This is a genomic window from Pseudoflavitalea sp. G-6-1-2 (assembly GCF_012927185.1).
GTDB lineage: Bacteria > Bacteroidota > Bacteroidia > Chitinophagales > Chitinophagaceae > Pseudobacter.
Genome location: NZ_JABBGB010000003.1, coordinates 1,439,787 through 1,465,657 on the forward strand (window position 1 = coordinate 1,439,787; position 25,871 = coordinate 1,465,657).

The 25,871-nt window shown below is 46.9% G+C and carries 18 protein-coding genes and 1 riboswitch; of the genes, 10 read left to right on the top strand and 8 right to left on the bottom strand.

The genetic code is table 11. The features are described 5' to 3' along the window. Position 1: 1 nt before the first annotated feature. The 7 genes from HHL16_RS23165 to HHL16_RS23195 all read right to left on the bottom strand — a co-directional run bounded on the left by HHL16_RS23165 (position 2) and on the right by HHL16_RS23195 (position 8,831). Positions 2-745, bottom strand: a complete 744-nt coding sequence (locus HHL16_RS23165; protein WP_169427711.1) for a lysophospholipid acyltransferase family protein — start codon at positions 743-745, stop codon at positions 2-4. 20 nt (positions 746-765) lie between these two features. After that, entirely contained in the window at positions 766-1,440 is a 675-nt protein-coding gene (gene ung, locus HHL16_RS23170) for a uracil-DNA glycosylase (RefSeq protein WP_169427712.1), read from the bottom strand. 91 nt (positions 1,441-1,531) lie between these two features. Next, a complete protein-coding gene (locus HHL16_RS23175) occupies positions 1,532-3,478 on the bottom strand; it encodes a KUP/HAK/KT family potassium transporter (RefSeq protein WP_169427713.1) in 1,947 nt (648 codons plus the stop codon). Between the two features lie 81 nt (positions 3,479-3,559). Further along, entirely contained in the window at positions 3,560-4,708 is a 1,149-nt protein-coding gene (locus HHL16_RS23180; protein WP_169427714.1) for a YncE family protein, read from the bottom strand. 21 nt (positions 4,709-4,729) lie between these two features. Beyond that, entirely contained in the window at positions 4,730-6,742 is a 2,013-nt protein-coding gene (locus tag HHL16_RS23185) for a TonB-dependent receptor (protein WP_169427715.1), read from the bottom strand. A gap of 102 nt (positions 6,743-6,844) precedes the next feature. Next, positions 6,845-7,046, bottom strand: a riboswitch (cobalamin riboswitch). Between the two features lie 9 nt (positions 7,047-7,055). Further along, entirely contained in the window at positions 7,056-7,769 is a 714-nt protein-coding gene (locus HHL16_RS23190) for a LytTR family DNA-binding domain-containing protein (RefSeq protein WP_169427716.1), read from the bottom strand. A gap of 9 nt (positions 7,770-7,778) precedes the next feature. Further along, complete coding sequence (locus tag HHL16_RS23195; protein ID WP_169427717.1) at positions 7,779-8,831, bottom strand: histidine kinase; 1,053 nt, start codon at positions 8,829-8,831, stop codon at positions 7,779-7,781. Between the two features lie 219 nt (positions 8,832-9,050). Between HHL16_RS23195 and HHL16_RS23200 the strand changes: the two genes are divergently transcribed. Further along, positions 9,051-11,243, top strand: coding sequence for an outer membrane beta-barrel protein (locus tag HHL16_RS23200; protein ID WP_169427718.1), 2,193 nt, complete (start codon positions 9,051-9,053; stop codon positions 11,241-11,243). 14 nt (positions 11,244-11,257) lie between these two features. Here HHL16_RS23200 and HHL16_RS23205 read toward each other — a convergent pair whose 3' ends face one another. Further along, positions 11,258-11,647 carry a VOC family protein gene (locus tag HHL16_RS23205; RefSeq protein ID WP_169427719.1) on the bottom strand — a complete coding sequence of 130 codons (390 nt, stop codon included), beginning with the start codon at positions 11,645-11,647 and terminating at the stop codon, positions 11,258-11,260. A gap of 410 nt (positions 11,648-12,057) precedes the next feature. On the opposite strand from HHL16_RS23205, the gene HHL16_RS23210 reads away from it, so the two are divergent. The 9 genes from HHL16_RS23210 to HHL16_RS23250 all read left to right on the top strand — a co-directional run bounded on the left by HHL16_RS23210 (position 12,058) and on the right by HHL16_RS23250 (position 25,728). After that, a complete protein-coding gene (locus HHL16_RS23210) occupies positions 12,058-16,968 on the top strand; it encodes an FG-GAP-like repeat-containing protein (RefSeq protein ID WP_169427720.1) in 4,911 nt (1,636 codons plus the stop codon). A gap of 136 nt (positions 16,969-17,104) precedes the next feature. Then, positions 17,105-17,746: a methyltransferase domain-containing protein gene (locus HHL16_RS23215; RefSeq protein WP_169427721.1), complete on the top strand. Its 642-nt coding sequence runs from the start codon at positions 17,105-17,107 to the stop codon at positions 17,744-17,746. A 471-nt stretch (positions 17,747-18,217) separates the two neighbouring features. Next, complete coding sequence (locus HHL16_RS23220) at positions 18,218-18,649, top strand: hypothetical protein (RefSeq protein ID WP_169427722.1); 432 nt, start codon at positions 18,218-18,220, stop codon at positions 18,647-18,649. Between the two features lie 19 nt (positions 18,650-18,668). Beyond that, positions 18,669-20,636: a GMC family oxidoreductase gene (locus HHL16_RS23225; RefSeq protein WP_169427723.1), complete on the top strand. Its 1,968-nt coding sequence runs from the start codon at positions 18,669-18,671 to the stop codon at positions 20,634-20,636. Positions 20,637-20,639: 3 nt separating this feature from the next. Then, positions 20,640-21,884: a ferritin-like protein gene (locus HHL16_RS23230; protein WP_169427724.1), complete on the top strand. Its 1,245-nt coding sequence runs from the start codon at positions 20,640-20,642 to the stop codon at positions 21,882-21,884. A gap of 3 nt (positions 21,885-21,887) precedes the next feature. Then, positions 21,888-22,925: a heme-binding protein gene (locus HHL16_RS23235; protein WP_169427725.1), complete on the top strand. Its 1,038-nt coding sequence runs from the start codon at positions 21,888-21,890 to the stop codon at positions 22,923-22,925. 38 nt (positions 22,926-22,963) lie between these two features. Then, positions 22,964-23,695, top strand: a complete 732-nt coding sequence (locus tag HHL16_RS23240) for a hypothetical protein (protein WP_169427726.1) — start codon at positions 22,964-22,966, stop codon at positions 23,693-23,695. Between the two features lie 24 nt (positions 23,696-23,719). Continuing rightward, positions 23,720-25,198 carry an FAD-binding oxidoreductase gene (locus HHL16_RS23245; protein ID WP_169427727.1) on the top strand — a complete coding sequence of 493 codons (1,479 nt, stop codon included), beginning with the start codon at positions 23,720-23,722 and terminating at the stop codon, positions 25,196-25,198. A gap of 11 nt (positions 25,199-25,209) precedes the next feature. After that, complete coding sequence (locus HHL16_RS23250; RefSeq protein WP_169427728.1) at positions 25,210-25,728, top strand: cupin domain-containing protein; 519 nt, start codon at positions 25,210-25,212, stop codon at positions 25,726-25,728. Positions 25,729-25,871 lie beyond the last annotated feature (143 nt).

Consider the following 25,871-nt stretch of genomic DNA (forward strand, 5'->3'; position numbering starts at 1 on the left):
TCTATCTGTTCTTCACATAATATGCTTCCATGATCGCGTGAACCCTGTCTCTCAGTTCCGCTGTAGTTTCATTGGGCAATGGAGTAATGGCAGGAAGGAAATCTATCTTTAATCTGTGCGGCATCAGATAGAAGGGAATGGATGCCGGCAATACTTTTCTCGTATTGAAGATGATACCGGGAATGATAGCTTTACCCGTTTCGATGCTCAGTCTGAAAGCCCCGTCGTGAAAGGATTTCAGCGGCTGATCGGTTTGGTTTCTCGTGCCTTCGGGATAGATGCACATATGCAGTTTCAGGTTCTCCAGCACATTCCTCATCTTCACATAACTGTCTTTCCGGCTCTTCTCGCTCTTGCGATCTACCAGCACACTGCCTGTTTGATAGAGCAATCCGAATACTGGCACTTTAGCCATCTCGCTCTTGGCAATGGTTTTATTTCCACCGGGAATCGAAGGGGAAGAGATAGGCACATCCATCAGCGAATTGTGATTGCATACCACCACATAATTCTCACCTTTTTTGAAATGCTCTTTACCTCGCACGCGAAGCGGACAGCCAATGGACGTGAGATACACTGCCATCCATACACGGGCCATGCTGATAAAACGGGATGTCTTCTTCGGATCGGGCTGAAAATAACCGAACAGCAGAAAGGGGATCATGAAGATCAGCAGGGTGATCACAAACATCAAAATGGCCCAGGTGGCCATTATTCTTCCGAGTATTGCTTTTAGGATGCGCATAGGTAAACGCAAAGATAAGGTCAAAGCGCCCAATCGATGGGATCGATGCCGTTCTGAACCAGAAACTGATTGGTTTTGGAAAAATGTTTGCATCCGAAGAAGCCGGAATCTGCCGAGAAAGGAGAGGGATGCGCTGCCTTCAGTATCAGGTGATGGCGTGTTACATCTATCAGCTCCTGCTTTTCCTGTGCAAACTTTCCCCAGAGAATAAATACCACATGCTCTTTCTCGTCGGAGATCTTTTTGATCACGGCATTGGTAAAAGTTGCCCAGCCGATCTTGGCATGGCTCATCGGTTCTCCTGCGCGCACGGTGAGCGATGCATTCAGCATCAGCACACCCTGTTCGGCCCATTTGGTGAGCGTGCCATGATTGGGGATCGGCAATCCCAGATCACTGTGCATCTCCTTGAAAATATTCACCAGCGATGGCGGTGGTTTGATGCCCGGCGCTACCGAAAAGCAGAGCCCGTGCGCCTGTCCGGCACCGTGATAGGGATCCTGCCCGAGTATCACTACTTTAACCTTTTCAAATGGCGTAAGGTTGAATGCATTGAAGATCTGCCCACCCGGCGGATAGATGGTTTTGCCTGTCATCTTCTCGGTACGGAGAAAAGTAGCGATCTCCAGAAAATAAGTTTTCGTAAACTCATTTTTGAGCACATCCTTCCAGCTGTCGTCTATCTTAACATCCATTGCGGATTGTTTTTTGATTGAAAATATTGGATCATGCGGCTTTTCAGCCGGCAAGGATTGCATAGATACGCATTTTATCGGAGATGATGCATCAACGTCTCGTGAGCTTCGGCAGATTCACGGGTGTTACCACCACCGGATATTTTTCTACGGTTACGTTGCTGGGATCGAGTCCGAAATTCACTTCTTCCTTCACACTCAGCATACGGAGATTGAAATAACTCTTCATGATGAAATTCTTCCCGAAGGTCATATCATTCTCGAACGAGAGAAAACTATCCATCACCAGAAAACGGAGATCGCCGATTTGACTTTCCTGATAGCTCTGCTCGTATCTTTCAGACACATCTATTTCCTTATTCTTCACCATATCTTCCACCACCTGTTTGAAGTAGTAGTCGATGCGCGGATCGATGCGGAATCCGAGATTGAATTCAACAAAATACACATCGTTGCGGGCCAGTGTGTCTACGTGATAGTTCATCGCATAGGGCTCATCGAGCACATTCACATGCACAAACCAGTAGATATCCGCACGCTTGGGAAAACCGGAGAGTATGGAATCCACCGCTGTCTTCTCGATCTTTCTCGAAGTACCCGATGCCGTGAGGTAAACCAGATTGGTAGCGTATTTCGGAATATGTTCATCCGTACTCAGCTTCTGCAGCAGGGTTACATAATTTTCGATAGGTACCAGTTTCATCAGCGAGCGTTTGATCAGTCTACCCTTATGCCATACGAACATGATGGTAAAGAGCACTGCGCCGATCACCAGTGTTATCCATCCGCCTTCTTTGATCTTTTGCAGATTGGCCAGTAAGAAAGAGGTTTCTATTACGAGGAAGATGGTGGTAAGCAGTGCTACCCAAATGAATGGAACACGTTTGGCATGCAGGTAGAAATTGATCAGCACCGTACTCATGATCATGGTGAGCGTTACACTCAATCCGAATGCCGCTTCCATTTTGGTGGATTCTTTAAAGTACAGCACCATGCCGATGCATCCTGCCATCAGAAACCAGTTGATGAATGGTATGTAGAGTTGCCCCTTGATATTTCCGGGAAACAACACGCGGTGTCTTGGCCATATATCGAGACGGATGGCTTCGTTGATGAGTGTAAAACATCCGCTGATCAGTGCCTGGCTTGCAATGATGGTGGCCATCGTTGCAATGATCAATGCCGGTATGTAAATGCTGTCTGGTACGATATGGAAAAACGGACTCAGCTCTCCGGTGGTTTCGCCCACGTGGTTGAGCAGCCAGGCTGTTTGTCCGGCATACGCGAGTATCAGCATCACTTTGATATAGATCCAGCTCACGCGGATATTGTTTCTGCCGCAGTGTCCCATATCGCTGTACAATGCTTCTGCTCCCGTGGTACAGAGGAAAATGCTGCCGAGCAGCCAGAACCCTCCGGGTACTTCGCGCAGCATAACATAGGCGTAGTAAGGGTTCAGGGCTTTCAGTACAGATGGATACTGCGCCATCGCCATTACACCGAGCACACCGATGAAGGTGAACCACACTGTCATAACCGGACCGAAGATCTTACCGATCTTATCCGTTCCGAACTGCTGAAATGCAAACAATCCAACCAGTATGGCAATGATGATGGGAACCGTATTGATATCGGGATTTACTTTCTGCAATCCTTCCACCGCCGAAGCCACGGAGATAGGAGGGGTGATAATGCCGTCGGCAATCAGAAAGGCGCCGCCTGCCATGGCAGGTATCAGCAGCCACTTGCCCCAGTATCTTCTGATGAGTGCATATAAAGAAAAGATGCCGCCTTCGCCCTTGTTGTCGGCCTGCAGCGTGATGATCACATATTTGAGGGTTGTTTGAAAAGTGAGCGTCCAGAAGATGGCGCTCAGCGCGCCCAGTGCAACGTCTTCAGTAATCACTCTGCCATGAAAAACGGCATTGAGCGTGTACAGTGGCGATGTGCCGATATCTCCGAATACAATACCTGCTGCAATGAGAACGCCGGCAGCTGTTACGCGTTTATGAAACGATGCCGTGGAAGTTGAGTTCATTGAAATTCATCATTAAGTGAATCATTGGTCGTAAATGAGCGACCAAGGTTACAAAATAATGATATAAAACTCAATAATTATTTATTGATCGCTCAGCCTCTTTGTGGTAAACACTATGTGCGCCGGGATGTTTCCTGCAAGGGTACGCCATTTCAGTTTTCCCTGCGGACTGAAGCAAAGCACTTCGCCCGATGTAACATAATTCTTTGCATCCGTTACATAGATCTCACGTGTTTCGGGATTCACCGCAATGCCGTAAGGGATCTTGATACTCTTCTCCGTTCCATCTGTAATGAAATTGCGCGATACCACTTTTTTTGTTCTGGTGTCAACAATGGCATAGCTGATCTCATTTTTCTGTGTTACATGGCTCCATTCTGTGCTGTACACGTATGCCGAATCTCCGCAGATGGTGATATTGCTGGCTGGCAGATCCAAAACATCCGATATCTGATCGTTGGCATCGAGGATGAAAGTATTGGAATGAACGCTTTTGTAATCGCCGCGCGATGTAACGTAGATATTGTTTTTGTTATCCAGCTCCAGCCGGTGCAGATTGATGGCTACCGGTATCTTTTTGGTTTCTTTGAATGTGTTGAGATCGATCACGGAAACCGTGTTGTCGTAATTCGGAAAACGATAACCACCCGAATTGGCCACGTAGAGTTTTTTATCTCTGATCACCATTTCTTCCGGCTGATAACCCACCACACAGGTATCGATCACTTTGAGGTTGGTGGTATCGAATCTTGCCACATAACCCAGGCGGGCATTGGGATCGAGCTGAACCGGACCTGCATAGGAACTCACATAGGCCATCCCTTCGCTGAACGTAATGTACCGGCAGTTGGGAATGGAAATGGTAGCTATATGTTTGGCCGTGTTCACATCCATCACTTCCACCAGATGGCTTACGTTGATCACTGCATAGAGTTTATTGCCGTATATCTGGATATCATTGCCTACATCTCCAAGCTCGCGCGAAACCGTAGGATTTCGGCTGGGGAAGAGATTCAGACGATAGACACCCGTTTCGTAATCGAAATAATCGATGCTCGATTTGTTGCTGCCCATATTGGCTTCGTTCAGCAAAAAGAAACCTTTGATATGGGTATTGGGACCCATACCATCCGTTACACCCTTGGGTTTTTCCTTGAGGATGGGCTCGTCTTTCCGGCAGCCACCCAGCAACAGTAAAAAAGAACAGGCGGCAATGAATGTATATTTCATGATTCTGATTTCGTTTGTTGGTTATAGTGAAATGCTGGCAGTAAGTCTGTAGCTGATGCCGGGCATTGGATAATTCAGCACCACATCGTACTGCTGATTGAAAACATTGTTGAGCTCCGCGCCAAGTCTGATGATTTTCTTCTTCAGCTCCAGTGTTCTGATCACTGCCACATCACTGGTGTACCAGGATCTGACGTAGTTCACATCGTTGTTCTCACCCGGTTCCCAGCGCTCGCCCGTATAGAGGAAACTGTAATTGAAGTTCCATTGCTTGTGTACAAAACTGAGAATGGCCGATCCGCTATGCTCAGGTGCATAGGGGAGAAGATGACCATAATTGATCTCGGTTTTGTCTGTGTAATCGACGGCGCGCTGCCAGGTATAGCTGAGCCTTGCATTGAGGCCGAGCTGTTCGGCCAGCTGCCATCCTGTTTGAACGGACATATCCAGTCCGTGGATCTTTACATAACCATAGTTCATCATCATCCAACGGTACAGATTTCCGTTAGGCATGGCAACAATCTTATTGTTCACTTCATTGTAATAGCCATCAGCCTGCAGTTCGATACTGCGGAATGCGCTGGTAGACTTACGATGCGCAAACGTGAAACCGAGGTTATATTGGGTGGTATATTCAGGCAACAGTTTTGCATTGCCGATGAAAGTATAATACAGATCATTCATCGTTGGCATTCTGAATATGCGCTTGTAGAATGCACGCAGGTGGAAATCCTGCTGTTTCCAGGGCTGATAAGAAAGAATCAGTGATGGCGTGAATTCTTCTTTGTTCTTTGCAGAGCTGAGAGGCAGCTTCGTGTCTTCATTTACAAAAGTACCCAGCATGGATGCCTGAAATTTCAATCTGTTCCATTGTATGGAACTGGCCAGGGCTGCGAGTGTGGTGAGTCTGCGGGGATACACGAAATTAATGAGGTTCGCATCCAGCTTATTGTACAGCAGGTCTGCCGATGCATTCACACTCCACCAGTTTGTTAGCGTAAACAGGTTGGCTGCGGAAAAATAGCCTTCCTGCTGTTTGAATGTATTGCTGACGTACATGGTGGTTACATCTACTCTGGGATCGGATGTATAGTGCATGTAATCGTAAGCATATTTGCCGTTCAGCTGAAGGCTGTAGAATTTGCTGAAGTTTTTGCGAAAGCCGGTCTGAAAGAAAAAGTTGTTATCCAGCTGCCTGTCCTGATGATAGAACTTGCCCGGTTCTTCTCTCACCGAAGCGCCGGGATATCCGCGTTCCGAGTTGTACCAGTACAATTTTGCTTTCCATTCTCCGTCCTTTATTTTTCCGAAGAGTCCGGTTTCGATGCGCACCGAATACAGGTCGCCGTTATATCTTCGTTGTGTGGTATCGTACCCGTCTTTCTTTGCCATCCGGAATTTGTAATTGCCGTCTGTGCGCATGTATTCTGCATTGAAAGAAGTGCTGATCTTGTCACTGAGCTGATGTTCCCAAAGCAACGCAGGGTTGATGGTACCGAATGATCCGCCCCGAATCCTGAACGTATAATTATTTTTGCTGTCTTCTGTGAACTCCGGAATGCGGCTGGTGAGATATACCGAGCTTGCCGATGCGAAGTCTTTCGCCGGTTGAAAGATATTGCTTTTCTGACCGTTGTACAGCGATACCGATACCATATTGTCCAGTGAAAACCTGCCCAGATCTACTGTTCCGTTCTGTGCATTGCCCAGTTCGATGCCGTCGTAGAATACGCCTACATGCTGTGTGCCCAGATTGCGCACGTTCACTGTTTTCAATCCGCCGATACCACCATAATCCTTTACCTGCACGCCTGCAAAATAACGTGTGGCATCTGCCACCGACAACACACTGAGATTTTTCAGCGCAGCACCGGACAGTGTTTGTACCGGAATAATCTCTTTCCTGATTTTTTCAGCAGTCACGATCACTGAATCAAGATTGCGCACTGCACTGGTATCCTGCTGTGCCGACACAGTTGTTGCTGCTGCAAGCAATAGCCATACAGCTGCGGCATATTGAAGAATGGTTTTCATTTGCGCATTTAATTGGTGCGTAGCGGAAGGGAAGAAAATATCAACGAAGAAGTTTAAACATGCAGATGCGCATGTTTTCGTCCTTACACCTTTCACCCGAAAGCTACGACTAATGCAGTTGGCAGGTCTTCTGACTTATTCCGGTTTTTCCTGCCTTCCCATTTCGCGGAGAACGAAAACAGTGGCTTTGTCTGGAAAACTTTGTGTGGAATTTACAGCTACGGGGATAGTCCCGGATTTACACCGGGTTCCCATTTTAATTCTCTTCCTGTTGGGTTGAGAAACCAAATGCGGGGCGAAGGTAGGCAATTATTCAATGCGCTAAGGCCCTCATTACGGCTGGCTTGAATTGCCGGCCTATCGGGAGTTCCAGCGCGCCAAGTTCGATGGTGGTATGATTGAATGCAGTAATGCGATCGATGGCAATGATGTACGAACGATGAATTCTTAGGAACTTTTCGTCGGGCAGTTTCTCTTCCAGCGAAGTGATCCGCTGCCAGGTGATGATCTCCTTCTCCGTTGTTTTTACACGGATATAATCTTTGAGGCTTTCGATATAGAGTATGTCTTTCAGAAACACCTTTACCATCTTTTTCTCTGCTTTCAGATAGATGAACGGCGCGTCTGAGTGAGTAGGTACAAGCAGCGATGGCAGGGCAGCATGTACATCTGATGTTGAATGATATTTGTTCACGGCCGCCAGAAAACGTTCAAACGAAACGGGTTTCAGCAGATAATCCAGTGCATTCAGTTCAAACCCCTCCACTGCATGGTCGCGATGCGCCGTTGTGAAAATCACTTTGGGTTTTGCAGGCAACACTTTCAGCAGATCGAGGCCGTTCAGTTTCGGCATCTGAATATCGAGGAACAACAGATCTGCTTTGTTCTTTTGCAGAAAGGCCATTGCTTCCAGCGCATTCTCACAGCGGCCTGCCAGTTGCAGGGTTTCCACCTGTGCAATGTATCCGCTCAGCACATCGAGCGCAAGCGGTTCATCGTCCACAATCAAACACCTGATCTTACTCATGTTGTGCGATTAAATTATTTTTATTTTCATGTACACCGAATATCGCCCCGGTTCCTTTTTCTTTATCAGTTCGTGCTGATTGCTGTAAAGCAACGATAACCGTTTCTCTACATTCTGCAATCCTATTCCATTTCTGTACTCCTTGTTGGGCACCGGCTGCTCTTCATAACTGTTCTCTACAATCACTGTGAGCCAGTCGGACTTTACTTTTACATCGATGGTTACCCATACATTATCGGTATGATTGCTCACGCCATGTTTGAAAGCATTTTCCACCAACGGAATCAGCAACAGCGGTGCAATGCGGCATTGTGCGGTTTCGCCCGATACATTCAGTGATACATCCAGCCTTTTACTGTACCGGATCTTCTCCAGTTCCAGATAATTGCTGATATGTTCGATCTCTTTAGTGAGTGGCACTGTGGCCTGTTGCGCATCATACAACATATAACTCATCAGCTCCGATAATTTCAGCACTACTTTCGGCGCTGAAGGCGAAGCCTGTAATGTAAGCGCATAGAGATTGTTCAGTGTGTTGAAGAAAAAATGCGGATGCACCTGCGCTTTCAGATAATTCAGTTCTGCATGCAGTTTCTCGCGGGAGAGCGCCTGGTGCTGCTGCTCCTGCGCATACGATCGCTGAAAAATTCTCAACGCAAGGGTGAACAATAAAACCGGACTGAGAAACCACAACATCCCCTTGAAAATATAATACCAGATAAACACCTGTTCGTAGGGTGTGGTGGTTCCTTTCTGAAACAAAGGCTCTGTAAAATATTCAATGAAAACCCTGTTCAGCAGGGAGGATGCAAACAGCAGCAATACCGCTGATACAACATATTGCCAGTATTTTTTTGTTGCGAAGAAACCCGGATAGAGCAGATACAGATTTACATACGCAACCAGCATAGCTGAGGGCAGTCGCTCCAGTTCTCCGATGAAGTAAACGCGCATGCCATCTTCTCCTTCGGCGTGCATGCCTGTGTACGTCAACAGGTAGGCAATCCAGAACAACACGTGTGTGAGCAGACGGTTATTGGCGATATAGAAGTTCTTCATCATCAGAATAGAATAGGTGCACTGCATTAAAAGTAACCAAATATTGCAGCAGGTAAAATGGCTTTCTGCCAACGGCAGGTTTTGTTCCGTTTCCGGCAAATAGCAACCGGTTTTCGGCAGTGGACTATAAAGGGAAGTTATATGCGGAAGAAGGGGAGATGCCTGCCGAAATTCAATACAGGTGCGGACTTTTGTTTGTTGTTTGCAACAAACTTCCTGCATATGCTCCCGCCCATTTCCATAGACCATCCTGAAAAAATAATACATCCCTTATTGGTTTTCATACTGATGCTGCTTTTGCTGTTCGGTGATGTTGCTGCGCAGGATACAGCAATGAATTCCAAAAAGAACACCCTCCAGACGGTGACTGTCACCGGCAGAAAAGCAGCCATCGAAAGAAGACCCGACAGAACCATACTGAATGTGGAAGCATTCCTCAGCAATGCCGGAAGCAACGCGCTCGAACTGCTGGAGCGCGCACCGGGCGTGCTGGTGATCAATGATATCATCAGCATCAAAGGCCGTTCGCAGGCAGCAGTGTATATAGATGACAAACCCCTGTATTTGCAAGGTTCTGCGCTGGCAGATTACCTGAAATCTTTACCAGCTGCATCGATAGCAAGCATAGAAATACTGCCCAACCCACCTGCACAATACGATGCTGCGGGAGCAGGCGGCATTATTGTATTCAGAATGAAACGCAGCAATGCCAGAGGTTTCAGCGGCAATATCGTTTCGGAAAATATCCGGGGAAGAAAAACCCGTTTGATGCAAACAATGAACCTCAGCTGGAGGAGCAACAAATTGTACCTCTACACCAATGCCAGCAATTACGATGGAGCAGGTTTTTCGCAAATAAGATGGCAGCGGGAGTTCATTCCCGGAAAAACAGACTGGCCGATACTTTCCTTCAATCAGAACAGTTACCGGTTAGCTGAAATTCATGAGCCCTATTTAAAACTGGGAATGGAATGGCAGGCAACTCCAAAGAATTTTTTCTCATTCGCTGCAAGCGGCTCTCTTCGCAGGAACAACAATCATACACAAACGGATGCACGGAAAAACTTTATCCGGCCCGAAGAAGACAGCATCATTGCTGCCAGCAGCAGCAACAGGCGAAGGGTCAGCAATTTGCTGGTGCATGCAGGTTTGCGGCATCTCTTCGATACTGCCGGTCATGAGTTGATATTGGATGTGGACTATATCAGGTTCAACACTGCATTCAATGTGTTCAACACGGCAGAGACCAGCAATGCCCGCTACGAAAAAATTTCATGGGATCAGTTGAATGGAGATCTTCCTTCAGACATCCGCATCTGGAGTTTCAGGGCAGACTACAAATATCCGCTTTCAGCAAAGAGCAGTATCGAAGCCGGCGTGAAATCGGCAGGCACCACAGTGGAAACGGCTGCTACTTACGACATAATGCTCAATGCAGATCATCAGCATCTGAACCGTACCGGATTCAATTACCGGGAATGGATACACGCAGCGTATGTAAACAGTAAAACAAGATTCGGGAAATTCAGTGTGCAGGCGGGTTTGCGGGCCGAATACACCAACACTTCACTCAGAAAATACACCAATTTATTTCCTTCTGTATTCCTTGGCTGGAAACCCACTGTGTTATCGAAGCACCAGTTCCAGCTCAGCTGGAGCAACAGGATCAGCAGACCCGATTATGCAGATCTGAATCCTGCTGCTGCTCCCTACGACAGGTTTCAATACAGAATCGGCAATCCATTACTGCAACCCCGGCTGGCAGATAATATCGAGCTGGGATACACTTTCAACAATGCATATTCCCTTTCTGTATTCTACAACCGAAGCCGCAGGGATATGGACGAACTGAGGTATATTAAAAATGATATTTACTACTCTATGCCAGTTAATGCCGGCAAAAAACAGTCAGCAGGATTTACAATCGATGCCACTACTGAATTTTGCAAATGGTACACCAGCATCAGCAATATTTTGTACACGCATTCCAACGGCATTACAATTTTGCCGGATCAAACCCTGCATGTACGCGGAGGAACCTGGAACTTCACTACTACCCATCAGTTCAGATTTTCAAAAGGATGGAGCGGTGAGATCACAGGCAATTATGTTTCTTCCCAACCAGCGTTGCAATACATTCAGCAGCCATCCTGGTACGTTCATGCCGGTATAGGAAAAAAGATATTGCAGGATAAAGGAGCCATCAAACTGAATTTCCGTGATATATTTTATACAAGGGTAGATCAGCAGCAAATGCTGAATTATTCTTACATGCATATAAATGTAAACCGCAGGTGGGACACGAGGAGTGTTACCCTATTATTCAGTTATCGTTTCGGTAAAGAAACAAAAGCAGACAGGCGGAAGGAGCGGAGCGCTCCGGAAGAGCGAAACAGGCTGCCGGGAGAGCAGTGATATTTGTGCAACGATTACTTTTTGGAGATCAGCGAAACTTTATTGCCTTCAGAATCGATGAAGGTGGCGATATAACCTACTATCTTAGATACGAATGTTTTTGGTGTAATAATTACCCCACCTTCTTTTTCAACACGGGCAAGTTCCTGGTCAATATCCTGTTCGCGCGAATTCAGGAACACCAGAATATCACCGGTTTTGTCTTTATCCGACTGGTGAATAAGCGCCCCACCTGAGCCGGTTTGCTCCATAGTTTCAGGGAAACAGGCCATTTCTACATTGCCGGTAGGATATTTAATCTCCTGTCTGGCCAGCTTGATATTGAATACGCTCTCATAAAACCGGATAGCCCTTTCCATAATTTTTACAGGGATCTCAAACAGAAAATTCAGGTTCTCTTTCATGCGCGTGAAACTTTTTATCAACATTGCAAATGCGGTGCCAGGGGCTGCTTTGCCGTATTTGTGCTTTAATCCGACGCATATTAAAAAACTTAATAATTTTGAACTGATACGGGTATATTTCCACTTGTATTTTAAAGTACCTTTAACATGATAGCGATAATTGTATCAACTCTCCCTGTCCTGATACGCAGTTACTTTTAGTTAATTCCCCAACCAAACAAAGCTCTGTTCCTCGGCTCTCGATTAGTGTAATGAGGTGTTATCCTTATTACCGGTATTGCTATTTGTCTAAATCCCTCAGGTCTGATTGAATCTTTTTCTGTGAACTCATTGTTGTTCGCGTGCGACAGCAATTGTGTTTTCGGTTGTTAGTATCTGTTATTACTCATTGTTAACTAAACAACGTACATATGAGAATGCGAACCTTTACAAAACTTGCCATGCTCATTGTTACTGTTCTGTTTGCCGGTTATTTGCCTGCGCAATATAACGGCCCTCAGTTCAATGTGCATGCGGCTCCTGCACCTCCGGCCAAAGGCAATTCACTCCTCACTAAAGAGTTGCCCGAAGGCATTTCGCAGGATTGGTTTTCGTCCACAGTTGAGAACCTCAAAAAGATGGAGTACAACTTCAGGCCCGGCAGCCAGAAGACTGTACAGGTTGTAAACACTGCCAACCGTGTTGGATTCGATGTTCAGCACGATGCCCTCACGGTGAACAATGTGCTTTATTCACCCAAAGATGTTAAGTGGTCTTCTACCTTCGCTATCCAGGGTATCGGCCGCGAAAAATTTGATCTCCTCAAATCCTTGTCTTACACAAAAGAGATCAATGGAAGCGAAATGGTGTACAAGTATGCCAATTTCGATATCCAGTACCTCAATGATGAAAAAGGATTGCGTCAGAATTTTATTGTGAAAAATGCACCTGCAGGCGAAGGCCAGCTGAAAGTGCATATGAGCATCAAAGGCGATCTGCAACCCGAATTGCAATCAGCCAACAAACTGGTGCTTCAGACGAAGAACAGGAAACAGGAAACTAAATTCATTTATGATGGACTGAAAGTATGGGATGCCAATCAGCAATTGCTTGCAGCTCATATGGAACTCGATCAGCATTCAAACGCACTCACCATTGTTGTAGACGACAAGAATGCAGTGTATCCTGTAACCATCGATCCGCTCACCCATACTCCGGACTGGGCTACTTCTGCAGATGGCGTACTGCCTGGTATCCTCACCAGCCTGCAACTGCAGGTTGATGCTGCTTATGGATATGGTGTTGCAGGTCTCGGTGACCTCAACGGCGATGGATTCGATGATATCGCTGTTTATTCTCCTACCTGTATCGATGTTATCGGACCCACTAATTTCGCCAGTGCCGGTGCTGTATTCGTATATCTCGGATCAGCAACAGGCCTGCCATTGGTCCCTTCAAAAGTACTCCGCTCACAAACTCCCATTGCAGGCGCCCTCTTCGGATGGAGCGTTGCAGCTGGTGATGTAACCGGTGATGGCCGTCCCGATGTAATCGTAGGTGCACCACTCGATATGGTGTCTATCGATTTCGGAGGTCCTCTTGGCATCCTTTCAGGAACTGTTGGTGCAGTGCACGTGTTCAACGGGGCAACTATTACCACAGCTCCTAATCCGCTTGCCAGAATTACTTTCAACACAACTACCATCACCAACCTCGGAATCGCCAAGAATCAACTCTTCGGTTTCTCTGTAGGTTATGTGAATGATATCAATGCTGACGGTAAAGGTGAGATCATCACCGGTACACCGGTATATGAAGGTGTAAGCCTTACAACCGGTGCCAAGATCGGTGGTGCATTCATCTACCTCAGTAATCCTGGCAATACCTTCACCAATGTGGTTTCGCTGAAACCGCCAACCGGTACTCAGCTGGGATTGTCAGCTGCCGTACAGGCCATACTGGTTCCGGTTATCGGAAACGTATTATGGACAACGGTAGTTGCACCGCTGGTTAACCCTATTCTGAATGCACAGCAAATCGATGGTGTGCTCTACGGATGGGCTGTTGATGGTACCGGCGACTATAACAACGACGGTATTCCCGATGTGGTTGTAGGCGCTCCCGGTGGCGGCTCTGTAACAGCGCTTCTCGGTGCTGTACTCGGTAGCCTCAGTGGTGCAGTTCAGGGTGCCTTGAGCGGACAGGTACTCGGTGGACAAGCTTATATCTACAAAGGTCTTGGTACCGCTGCTGGCGCCGACCCTGATTATATTGCACGCCTGCAGGCGAGCTCTTCGGGTCTGCTCAGCAATGCAGCCAACTTCTTCGGCTTTAAAGTGCTCGGTGCACGCAATGGTGCCGGTGTAAGAACAGGTGCTGTACTTGTTGGAGCTCCGCTGGGTGGTACATTAACCAATGTGCTTTCACTCGGTCTCAAAGCCGGTAATATCCATGTGTTCAAGAAAAGTGTTGGCGCTATTCCTACACCTGTGGTGTCTGATCAGCGTCTCGAAACTCCAAGAAATACAAGTATCCTTACACTGCTTTCTTCACTCGCCATCAAACCTAGCATCCTCTATGGTACTGCTATGGATAATATGTACGACGTGAACAAAGATGGTATCGGTGACCTCATCGTAGGTGAACCACTCTCTACCGGCGTAGACGTTGCCGCACTGAGTGCAGATGCATTAGGTGGTATGGCACACGTTTATCTCGGTAAAGCAGATGGTACTTACTATCCATATCCTGTATGGAGCGTAGGCGCCAGAAACGATGGTATACTTTCTCTGAATGCCGCATCTATGCTGGGCTTCAGCGTAGCAGGCGCAGGCCATGTACGTGGCGCACTGGCACGTCCGAGAGCACTCGTTGGTGCACCCGGCCGCGCACTCGATTTCTCTTCTCTGTTGAATATTCCCGGTTCGCTTGGCACACTGCTCGGTTTTGCAGCAGGTGGCAATGGCCTGGGTAAAGCATATACATTCGATCTCGGTTCCGTACTCGATCACGATGATGATGGTGTAACAGACTCCGTAGATGTGGATGATGACAATGATGGTATTGCTGACCGTTATGAATTCGGTACCAGCTTCAATGCCTTCTTTACTCCAACCAACGATCCTGCAAAGGATGATGATGGTGATGGCATTCCTAACTACATGGATCCAAACAACCCGCAAGGTGGTGGCCTCAATGCTGCCGGTATCTGCGTTAACTACGATACTGATGGCGACGGCGTTCCAAACAACTTCGATCTCGACAGCGACAACGATGGCGTTGCCGACGTAATTGAAGCAGGTGCAGTGGATGCCGATGGCAACGGACGCATCGATTGTGTCGGTGGATGTGACGCCGATGTAGATGGTCTGCTGAATTCCGTGGATGTTGCTCCGGCTACACCGGCCACTTATGCAGGTGCCGTTTCTAAAATGTCCAACGGAACCGTACCAGGTTCGGTGAACAACCGCATTCTCGATACCGATGGTGACGGTGTTCCGGACTTCATCGATATCGACAGCGACAACGACGCCATCTTCGATATCATCGAGCTCGGCGGCGCTGACTTCGATGGTAATGGCAGGGTAGACTTCGTTGGCGCATTCATCAACAGCGATCCTGATGAAGATGGTTGGATCAACCTCTACGATGCTGATACTGATAACGACGGACTGCTCACAGGCCCAGGCGAAGGAACTGCCAAAGCCCTCGTGATCTCTACCGATGCCAATACCGACGGTATTGCTGATGGTTGGAGTGATGGCCCGGGTACCAATACATTCCAGGTTGATTTCGATAACGATCTCCGCATCAACAGCCGCGATCTCGACAGCGACAACGATGGCATCAACGATGTTCTCGAAGCCGGTGGCGCTGATCCCGACGGAAACGGTCTTATCAATACTGGCACACCAACTGTTGGAGCTTCAGGTTATGTAACCGGATTAACCAATCCGCTGATCATTACCACACCTGATTCTGATGGAGATGGTCGTCCGAATGATAATCCTGATCCAAACATTTCAGATTACCAATCCGGAAATCCTGCTCCGTTCAGCTTCCGTCCTGATCAGGATGGCGATACAAGGCCAAACTTCCTCGATCTCGACAGTGACAACGATGGCATCGACGACCTCACCGAAGGTGGTGTAGACAGAGATGGCAACGGTGTTGGCGATGCTGAAACACAGGATGCCAATAAGGATGGAATGATCGATAACCTTGCAGACGCTGACTTCGACGGTATCGCAGATGCTGTTGATTTCAACGATGCAGCATACGGCGATGGAAAAGCTCCAACCGGAACATCAGATCCAAGAAATACAGATGGTGTTGATCCTAATCCAACATTGCCAGATTCTGACAACGTGCCGGATTACATGGATCTGGATAGCGATAACGACGGCGCATACGATGTCTATGAAGGTGGTAACCCATCTACCGATGCAGTACACGATGGTATTGTAGACTGCGCAGGCGGTAATGCAGCTTGTGATACTGACGAAGATGGTATCAGCACACCTGTAGATGCTGCACCTGCTTCCATCGGCGATGGTTCCGGACCAACACTGCCTGATACAGACGGTGACGGTACGCCAAACTACCGCGACCTCGACAGCGATAACGATGGTATGCTCGACGAAAACGAGTACCTGCTTACAGACATCGACCTCGATAACGACGGCCGTGTTGATGGAGTAGATCTCGATGGAGACGGTCTTATCAACGTACTCAATGTAGATGCGAACACAGTATTCGGTGGTAGTCCACAACTGCTTTCGCCGCTGCCAATTACACTCACTGAGTTCAAAGGAACTGCCAACAACAAAGCTGTATTGCTGAACTGGTCAGCCAGCCTCGAATTGAACGCAGACCGTTATGAACTGCAGAGAAGCAATGATGGCAATACATTCGAGAATATTGCATCAGTGCCTGCGAAGAATTCTTCTGTTGGTAATGATTATGCTTACACAGACTGGACAGCTTCCAGCGGCAATAATTATTACAGACTGAGAATGGTAGATAAAGATGGTACTTACAAATTCTCAAACATAGTGGTGATCAAGTTTACCGGTAACCTCAGTGCCAATATCGAAGTGGCTCCGAATCCGGTTCAGACTCAGTTCATCATCCGCTTTGCAGGACTTGAAAAAGGCATCTATCGCATGCGTCTCTTCAACCAGCTTGGTCAGGAAACATTTGCTCAGGAAATTTACCTCAACAGCAATGTACAGACACAAACGATCGCTCGTCCGTCTGCACTGCCTTCCGGTACATACTGGCTGAGCATTACTGATAAGAACAACAATCGCGTTAAATCAATGAAACTGCAATTCAGATAAAAGAACTGCAGATCAATTAAGATGTACTAAAGAAGCGGCCGCCTGAAAAGGTGGCCGCTTCCTTTTTTATGCGGCAACAACTGCTTTGCATATTTTATTCAAATAGCATTTACTTTGCAGGCTTACAATAAAGCCCATGGCAGCACCTCCCGAACTACAGCATATCGAAAGACCTGGTTACTCCATCGATCTGTTTATTCCCGATGCAGCAGAAGTTCAGCAGACTTACCTGTTGCAGAAAGAAGCAGGAGAGAAGCCTCATTTTCCATACTGGGCTAAACTATGGCCAGCTGCAATTGCAATGAGCGATTACATTCACCAGCATCCCGAAACTGTACAAAACAAAACAGTGCTCGAACTCGCTGCCGGATTAGGCATGCCCGGCCTGCTGGCTGCACGTTATGCGAAATCTGTTTGCTGCAGCGATTACCTGCAACCCGCAGTGGACGTTATGGCTGCATCAGCCGCTCACTCAGGGCTTTCCAATATATCCTGCGCACTGCTCGATTGGAACAATCTTCCCCCAGCTATCGAAACAGATGTACTGCTGATGAGTGATGTTAACTACGACACTGCTGAATTCGATCAGTTGTACAAAGTGTTGCTTTCTTTCCTCACTCGCGGAACAAGCATTCTTCTTACTACACCGCAACGGCTCATGGCCAAACCTTTTATTGAAAGCCTGTTGCCATTCTGCACGCAGCAAACTGAAATGGTAGTGGACTATCAGGAACAGCAAATTGCCATCAGCATTCTTCAATTGCAACAGTTTCGATAGGCATAATTTGAGTATGTTGATCAACGTTATGATACTGATTTCCATTAATGGGAGATTATTCGGTTGTATTTAACTGTGTGCGGTTACAGTTATTCCATTTCTGAATACTATCCATAACCGCAAATAAAAAACCGTGAAAAAATCCTTTTGTTATATCTCATAAATATGTAGGTTAGCATCACATCAGTGAAACACTTGCATTCAATGCAATCCCTGTAAAATGTTTTCAACTGATGCTTTCAAGTCTCCGGTAAGATTCTGATTATTGCATTCCGATTTTTTATTACGACTCTCCATCATAAACCATGTTCAGGTTTTCGAAACGGGATAACATGAACATGCGCCAACTCCTCCGTACTTACTGATTTGTCAGGTTATCTCAATAGCCTGAATGCAGAACACTGCAGCATATTGCGCACGCAATGGGCAGGGAAATGTTTTGCCAAAACATATAATCATTAAAACCTGAATATGATAACACTAAAAAGTGGTAACAGTACTTTTTTGAGTATCTCCATTTGCCTTACCGGATTCAGTGAAATCGAGTTGCTGAGTACCGGCAAGCTGGATACCTATTTCAATGTTATGCTCGATCAAAGCAATCTGGCAGTTGCAGAATCATTTCTTAACGAAGCTGCCGCATTGCTGAAAAAGTACAAAGATGATCCTGATACACTGCAGGATGAAATCAACACCAATCTGATGCCCGATTCGATGTATGGAGGGATCGCCAAAAACATTATCAGAATGTGGTACCTGGGCTGCTGGGGCAATACAGTGATTGCCCCTCAAACCTACACTCAGGGCCTAATCTGGGGCGTTGTGGGAACTCATCCTCCCGGTGCCAAACAACCCGGCTATGCTTCCTGGAGCCAGGCTCCCTTTGAATCCACTATCAAATAACCAGTAAACAATATCGTATATGAAAAGCAAAGTTTACGATGTAGTGATTGTAGGATCCGGCATCGCAGGTTCCGTAATGGCTAAAACACTTTCGCAGGCAGGCAAATCTGTTTTGCTGCTCGAAGCAGGGCTTACTGCCGGACTTAACACCGACAAGAACGGCGTCTATTATAACTACATGGATTACCTGAACACATTTTACAAAGCGGGAGCCAAAACGCCCAACTCTCCGTATCCCAAAATCAAAGATGCACCCAATCCCGATGTACTGGATGTTCAGGCGATCACCGCTACCAATAGTCCCAGTACAACTGGTTACCTGGTTCAGGCAGGCCCGCTGCCTTTTGCCAGCGATTGCCTGCGTGGCCCCGGCGGAACAACGCTTCACTGGCTGGGATCCACTCCAAGAATGCTGCCCAACGATTTTAAAATGAAAACACTCTATGGTCAGGCAGTCGACTGGCCTTTCACATACGACGATCTCAAACCATATTACGAAATGGCCGAATTCGAGATCGGCGTTTCCGGAGATGTGGATGGTCTCGAATGGCCCAATACTCCACCAGACAAACAGGCTGCTAAAACAAAACAGGCCTACGGAAAGGATTATGTTTTTCCGATGCAGAAAATCCCTCAGAGTTTTCTCGATGCACAGGTGATGAAAATTGTTGACGTGGTAAACAAAAAGAAACCTGTTGAGATGGGAGGGAAAACCTATCAGATCGAATTCGCTGTAACACCACAGGGGCGGAATTCCATTCCCAATCCTGCTTATCCGTTTGTAGAAGTTGTTTGGGATAAGAAGCAAAAGAAACTGCTGTTGCAAAAAGATATGTGGTGGAATGTAGAAGAAAATAAACTGGAAGTGCTGAAGGATAAAAGCAAATACGAATACCTGCCGGTTGGTGCAGTATGGGATCCGCATACCGGCCGCCGTTGCGAAGGAAATGCAAGCTGCGTACCTATCTGTCCGGTTCAGGCAAAATACAATGCACTGAAATCGTTGTACAAATCGAACAAGAACAAGATCACCATCAAAACGCAATCTGTTGCATCGCGGGTTCTGTATGAAGATAAAACCGGAAAGGTCACCGGTATCGAATACAAGACCTACGCCATGGGCGATTCTCTCACCTATGAAACCAATATCGCCAAAGGCAAGATCTATGTGCTGGCAGCAAGTGCCATCGAGAATGCAAAGATCCTGCTTGCTTCCAACGCCGCCAATTCGAGCGATCAGTTAGGCAGAAACCTGATGGACCATATGTGCCTGCTCACATGGGGACTGCTTCCGGTGAAAGCTTATCCGTTCAGAGGTCCGGGGTCTACTACCAATATCTCCAGTTTCAGAGACGGACCTTTCAGAAAGGAGCATGCCGCCTGCATTTGCCCGGTAGACAACTGGGGATGGGGATGGCCCACATTCGCTCCCGGTTCCGATCTCGAAAATGCACTTACACAAAATATCTCAGGCAAAGCATTGCGCAACAGACTGGCCGATACGGTGCCTCGTCAGATTTTGCTGCATTACGAGTGCGAACAATTGCCGGAACCTGATAACCGCGTAACCATCGATCCCAATTACAGAGATCAGTTGGGTAATTATCGTCCCGTGATCCATTACGATGCATCGGAGTACATGAAAAAAGCATTTGCCTCTTACAAGCATGTAAACGATCAGTTGTTTGCAGCAGCCAATATTCAGGATTTCACCGGCTATGGAGCAAATGTAAATCCCGACTTCGTTGGCTACAAAGGCAATCCATACAATTTCTGGGGAGCCGGCCATATTGTTGGCACACACCGAATGGGAGCTACAAAAAAAGATTCAGTGGTGAACAAAGACTGCCGCACATGGGATCACGAGAATCTCTATCTCGCGGGTTGCGGCAATATGCCAACATTGGGTACATCCAATCCAACACTCACCACCACAGCACTCACCTTCAAAGCTGCAGAAGCTATTCTTAAACATTTAGAAAAATAATTTATGCCTACAGGAAAACTCGAACAGAACGAAACCGATTCAAAACGTCAGTTGCTGATACCGGATAACTGGGATGCGCCACCTGAACCCGGACAAACTGAAATGGCTGCGTACTACAGTGATTCTCCAGCCATGGAGCCGATCGGCAATGATAATTTTAAAGTGAAGCTGGAAGAATTGAAAGATCAGTTGCAGACTGCACTGGAACTGGAGCACTCTACCATTCCACCTTACCTCTGCGCACTTTATTCCATCAAAGCGGGCACTAATCTGATGGCAGTTGAAATAATCAAAAGTGTGGTGCTCGAAGAAATGCTGCACATGATTATGGTGGCCAACCTGCTGAATTCCGTTGGTGGCAGTCCGCAGATCGGGGAGAAGGAGCTCGATAAGAAGAATAAATTCATTCCCGCTTATCCTACCAGCCTTCCCGGAAATGTAGATCCCACGCTGGTTGTAGGGCTTGAACCCTTTTCGAAGCACAGCATCAAAACATTCTGGAAAATAGAACACCCTTTGGGAGGTTATCAGCTTCCTGTACAAATTGATACCGATGGAATAACCTATCCGAGTATTGGTGCATTCTATGAAGCGCTGGTTCATAACCTAAAAGAACTGGAAGCTGTTGCGCAGAAAAAAGGTAAAACCATCTTCACCGGCAAGAAAGAAAAACAGGTAGGTCCCGAACATTACTATGGTTCCGGTGGCAAATTGTTTACGGTTGAAAATCTTGAGGATGCATTGAATGTGATCAAGGAAATAGTAGGACAGGGAGAAGGAACCCTCGGTTCCATATTCACAGAACCATTCAGGGATGGAAATGAAGACTATCTCATTTTCGGATCCGATGTGGAAGACTTCGCGCATTACTTCCGCTTCAAAGAAGTTTACTACGGACGATTTTATGCCACCACCGACTCTGCCCACAAAAAGAGCAAGAACAAAGGACTTCCTACCGGCGAAGAGTTTGCTGTGGACTGGGATGCAGTGTACAACATGAAGCCCAACATAAAAATGAAAGACGTTGCAAAGGGGCCTCTGTACGATAAGATGGTTGATTTCAACAAAACCTATTCAGCGCTGCTCGATAATATCAATGCAGCCTGCAACGGTAATCCTGCTATTCTTCAGGAAGGCATCATGCTGATGTATCAGCTGAAATACAAAGCAGTTGAATTGATGAACATTCCTATCGGCGACGGATACATGGCAGGGCCAAGCTTCGAGTACATCACCACAAAAAAATAGCTTATGTCGAACAACGGAAAGAATCCGCTGGACCTGCTCAATATTGCAGGCCAGCGGCAACTGGAAAGTATCATCGATCTGGAAGAAAACAAAGCGCCTGGAATAACAGGCGCACAGGAAACAGTACCTACAACAGCCACATTGGGGTTTCTGCAGAATTTACCGGGCACATGGGTAGGTACAGGTTTCAATCTGATTGAACTGCCCAATATGAATCAGATACAGCCCGGGCCTCCGCCACCTGAAAAGTTCAAGGTGATGATGAATGCCACTTCAGAAACATTGGTCATTTCAAAGATCGCGGGAGAGATCATCAACCGGGGAAATGCACAGGGAGATATTGGGTTTATGGGGCTCCACTACCTGCAACAGATAAATGATGTGAATCTGCCACAGGGCCAGAATGGCATCCATCTCGAAACCGGCCTCTGGCTGAATGTTCCAGCCTCTACTTCTCCGAATGTGCAGGCAACCGTTGCCCGTCTCGGATCGATCCCACATGGTGATTCTTTGCTCGCAACGGGTTTGGCCCTCTTCGGCCTGGGAGGGCCTTCAATTCCCGATATAGATTCAACTCCCTTTACAGTTGATCCGAATTATAATTCCCGGGTCAACGATCCGCATCCCACCTATCTTTCCATCCTTCAAAATGCAGTTCCTCCACCAGGCATTCCCAAAGAAGCGATCATGAATCCCAACATCATCCTTAAAAATGCCATCGAGGGTCAAACCATCATTGATACCACTACCATTTTTCTGGATGCCAATTTTATTCTTGGAGTGGGAAATGTATTCGAACCTGCCAGTCAGACCGGCAATATCGTCAACATTCCATTTGTTGACACCAATGCAAATGCCATGAGCTTCACCGCCATCTTCTGGATCGAAACTGTGCAGGGACCCAATAACACCACCTTCCTTCAGTTGCAATATTCACAGCAGGTGATCCTTGATTTCCCTGTGTTCGGTAGTGATGGTAAAACAGTAACAGATCTGAAATGGCCGCATATTTCCGTGGCAACACTCAGGTTACAACCATAAAAACATTGCAGATCACTGCTCCATTAAATCAATATTCTATGTCACCACAAGCACCTATGCTGCTGCATAGCACCTACTTCAATCTGGGTATCAACAATACGCCCGATATTCAGGAAGCCTACATGGCAGAAGCGCTCGAATATCTTTCCACTTCCAAAGGAATGATCTCTTTCTGGATCGGCATCAGAGCCAAAGACATGAACCGCTCCGAAAACGATATCAATTACGATATCGCCATGCATCAGTTGTTCATCAACGAAGCTGCTTTCAATATCTACAACAGCGACGATACACAGCACTCGCAATTTGTTACGGATGTAAACAGATGGGCGCCCAGCACCACCAGAAGAGTGATGGACAGCTATCTCACCAATCTCATCATCGGCGGCAATGGCAGCACTGCACAATCCATCGGCGCAGATGGAAATATGCCACAGAGCATGTATCACAGTCTTTACTTTGCGCTGGTTGATAAATCTCCCGGCAACATTCAGAAGTTTACTGACATCTGCCTGAAGTATCTTTCGCATCATCCCGGCATTCAGCAATTCAGTGTTGGTGGACTCACCGATATCAAACGCGATGTTTCCGTGCGCAACTTCGATGTGAACGTAGATATCATTTACGAAAGCAAACAGGCCTACGACGATTATCTGCAAAGTCAGGATCACCATGATTTCTTTCCTGCAACACAAGGCATGATCAGCAATACCTACATCTTCGATTCCTACCTCAAATACCAGTCGAAAGTCTACTCCTTAACACGATAATCATTTCAAATAAAAATTATTCTTATGCTGTCTAACGCAATCAGAGAACTGGCCAGCCAGTTAAGCGGATATATATTGCAACCAGGTGATCCTGCTTATGAGAAAGCCATCCAGATCGATAATGGAAGAATACAGTTCAGGCCGCGACTGATCATATTTCCGGCAGTGGTGAATGATGTGAAACTTGGACTGAAATTCGCCATCGCACATCATCTTCCGCTCTCCATAAAAGGAGGCGGACACAGTGCCGCCGGATACTGCATGAATATCGATGGGGTAGTGATTGCCATGAAAGACCTCAACAAAATCACCTTCGATAAAAAGAAACAGGCCGTTACTGCCGAGATGGGAGTGATATGGTACGATATCTACAAATTCATGCAGAATACAGGAACAGGTTTGGTGCCAATTGGTGGAGGATGCCCTACAGTAGCGCCGCCCGGATTCATGCTCGGAGGCGGATACAGTTTTGTTTCGCGTTCCTATGGCATGAGCATCGACAACCTCATCAGTCTGAAGATCATCACGCCCGATGGAGAGTTGCGGCATATCGGCCTGCACAGCACCCATAAAGATGATGTAGATCTTTTCTGGGCCTGCCGCGGAGGCGGTGGTGGAAACTTTGGAATTGTGGTGGAAATGGAAATGAAAGTGCAGAAACCACATGCTTCAACCATGCTGGTAGGACAAATACATTATCCGCTCGAAAAAGCAGAAGAAGTGCTGGGAGTTTATAACGAGTGGGTGGAAAAAGTTCCCAACAGCATGGCTGTTTACGGATACATGGGCAATCAGAAAGACCTGGTAGATCAAACTACCAATGTAAAAGTACTGGGCCTCACACCTGTCTTCAATGGTGAATATGCGGAAGGCATCGATTGGCTGAGCGGATTGCTGAAACTGAAACCTATCAGCACAAGCCTTTTCAATATGACGCTGCCCAACTGGGAATTTTATAATGGCAATTTCACCAAAGTTGCAGGCAGGGCTTCTTATATCCGTTCCACTGTTCTTCCCAAAGGAGGCATGAACAACAAAGTAGCCAAAGTAATTATCGATGCCATGAACGACGCGCCATCTCCCGAAAGTTTTGCTGTATGGACACATACCGGAGGCGAAATGGAAAAAGTAGCGCCGGATGCAACCGCATATGTGCATCGTCATTCACGGTTCGTTCCCGAAATAAAAGCAATCTGGGATCTGCAGAAACCTGAGGACACATTGAAGAACGTTCAATGGGCGCACAGCTTCTTTGAAAGTTTTGCCGAAGCAGGCAAAGCAACAGGTGCTTACGTGAACTACATCGATCCGCTGCAACACGACTGGCCGAAAATGTACTACGGAAGCAACTACAAAAGATTGCAGGAGATAAAGAAGAAGGTAGATCCTCATAACTACTTCAACTTTCAGCAGGGGATCGGTTCTGAGTTCAATCCTCCGAAAGGACAGGTAACCGATCTGAGCCCGTTGAACAGAACGCAATACGATCCTCCTAAAAAATAAAACTTCAACCTATGGATGCAAAGACAATCATCGACTGGTTCGGAATGCAGCCGAATACAGCAGAAGGCGGTTACTATGCCCCGGTATACACTTCAAAATTTACCGTCAGCAATAAAGAGCTGCCTGGTTTCAAACCAGTAAAACCAGACCGTCCCATTTGCAGTGCGATCTATTACCTGATCGATGCTGAAAGTTTTTCAGCGATGCATAGAGTTACCGGCAATATGCTTTATCATTTTTACAGTGGCGATCCGGTTCAGGTGCTGTTGCTGTATCCCGAAGGCTCTCCCAATCGCTGGGAAATATTCACTTTCAGCAATGATGTGGCAGCAGGCGGCTGTCCAATGAAAGTGATCCCCGGCGGAACCTGGATGGGATCGAGGATGATAGCAGGAGGAAATTACGCATTGATGGGCGTGTCGATGGATTCTGGTTTCAATCCGGCTGATTACACCATTGCCAAACGGAAAGAACTGATCAAAGAATATCCCGAACAAAAAGACCTGATCACTGCGCTGACGAGAAGCTAAAGGGTTTTCATGATGTGGTGTTTTTGAATAGTGTGTGGCCTGATGAACGGTTTCAATTTTAGCCGTCGTCAGGCCATCATTTTATTGTTCTCACCCAACAGAAAATGAAGCTGTACAATCCGGGAAAGGGAATTGTTTTTCAT

Coding starts and splice junctions, on each gene's coding strand:
- HHL16_RS23165 (WP_169427711.1), bottom strand. CDS start 745: ATGCGCATCCTAAAAGCAATACTCGGAAGAATAATGGCCACCTGGGCC.
- ung (WP_169427712.1), bottom strand. CDS start 1,440: ATGGATGTTAAGATAGACGACAGCTGGAAGGATGTGCTCAAAAATGAG.
- HHL16_RS23175 (WP_169427713.1), bottom strand. CDS start 3,478: ATGAACTCAACTTCCACGGCATCGTTTCATAAACGCGTAACAGCTGCC.
- HHL16_RS23180 (WP_169427714.1), bottom strand. CDS start 4,708: ATGAAATATACATTCATTGCCGCCTGTTCTTTTTTACTGTTGCTGGGT.
- HHL16_RS23185 (WP_169427715.1), bottom strand. CDS start 6,742: ATGAAAACCATTCTTCAATATGCCGCAGCTGTATGGCTATTGCTTGCA.
- HHL16_RS23190 (WP_169427716.1), bottom strand. CDS start 7,769: ATGAGTAAGATCAGGTGTTTGATTGTGGACGATGAACCGCTTGCGCTC.
- HHL16_RS23195 (WP_169427717.1), bottom strand. CDS start 8,831: ATGATGAAGAACTTCTATATCGCCAATAACCGTCTGCTCACACACGTG.
- HHL16_RS23200 (WP_169427718.1), top strand. CDS start 9,051: ATGCTCCCGCCCATTTCCATAGACCATCCTGAAAAAATAATACATCCC.
- HHL16_RS23205 (WP_169427719.1), bottom strand. CDS start 11,647: ATGAAAGAGAACCTGAATTTTCTGTTTGAGATCCCTGTAAAAATTATG.
- HHL16_RS23210 (WP_169427720.1), top strand. CDS start 12,058: ATGAGAATGCGAACCTTTACAAAACTTGCCATGCTCATTGTTACTGTT.
- HHL16_RS23215 (WP_169427721.1), top strand. CDS start 17,105: ATGGCAGCACCTCCCGAACTACAGCATATCGAAAGACCTGGTTACTCC.
- HHL16_RS23220 (WP_169427722.1), top strand. CDS start 18,218: ATGATAACACTAAAAAGTGGTAACAGTACTTTTTTGAGTATCTCCATT.
- HHL16_RS23225 (WP_169427723.1), top strand. CDS start 18,669: ATGAAAAGCAAAGTTTACGATGTAGTGATTGTAGGATCCGGCATCGCA.
- HHL16_RS23230 (WP_169427724.1), top strand. CDS start 20,640: ATGCCTACAGGAAAACTCGAACAGAACGAAACCGATTCAAAACGTCAG.
- HHL16_RS23235 (WP_169427725.1), top strand. CDS start 21,888: ATGTCGAACAACGGAAAGAATCCGCTGGACCTGCTCAATATTGCAGGC.
- HHL16_RS23240 (WP_169427726.1), top strand. CDS start 22,964: ATGTCACCACAAGCACCTATGCTGCTGCATAGCACCTACTTCAATCTG.
- HHL16_RS23245 (WP_169427727.1), top strand. CDS start 23,720: ATGCTGTCTAACGCAATCAGAGAACTGGCCAGCCAGTTAAGCGGATAT.
- HHL16_RS23250 (WP_169427728.1), top strand. CDS start 25,210: ATGGATGCAAAGACAATCATCGACTGGTTCGGAATGCAGCCGAATACA.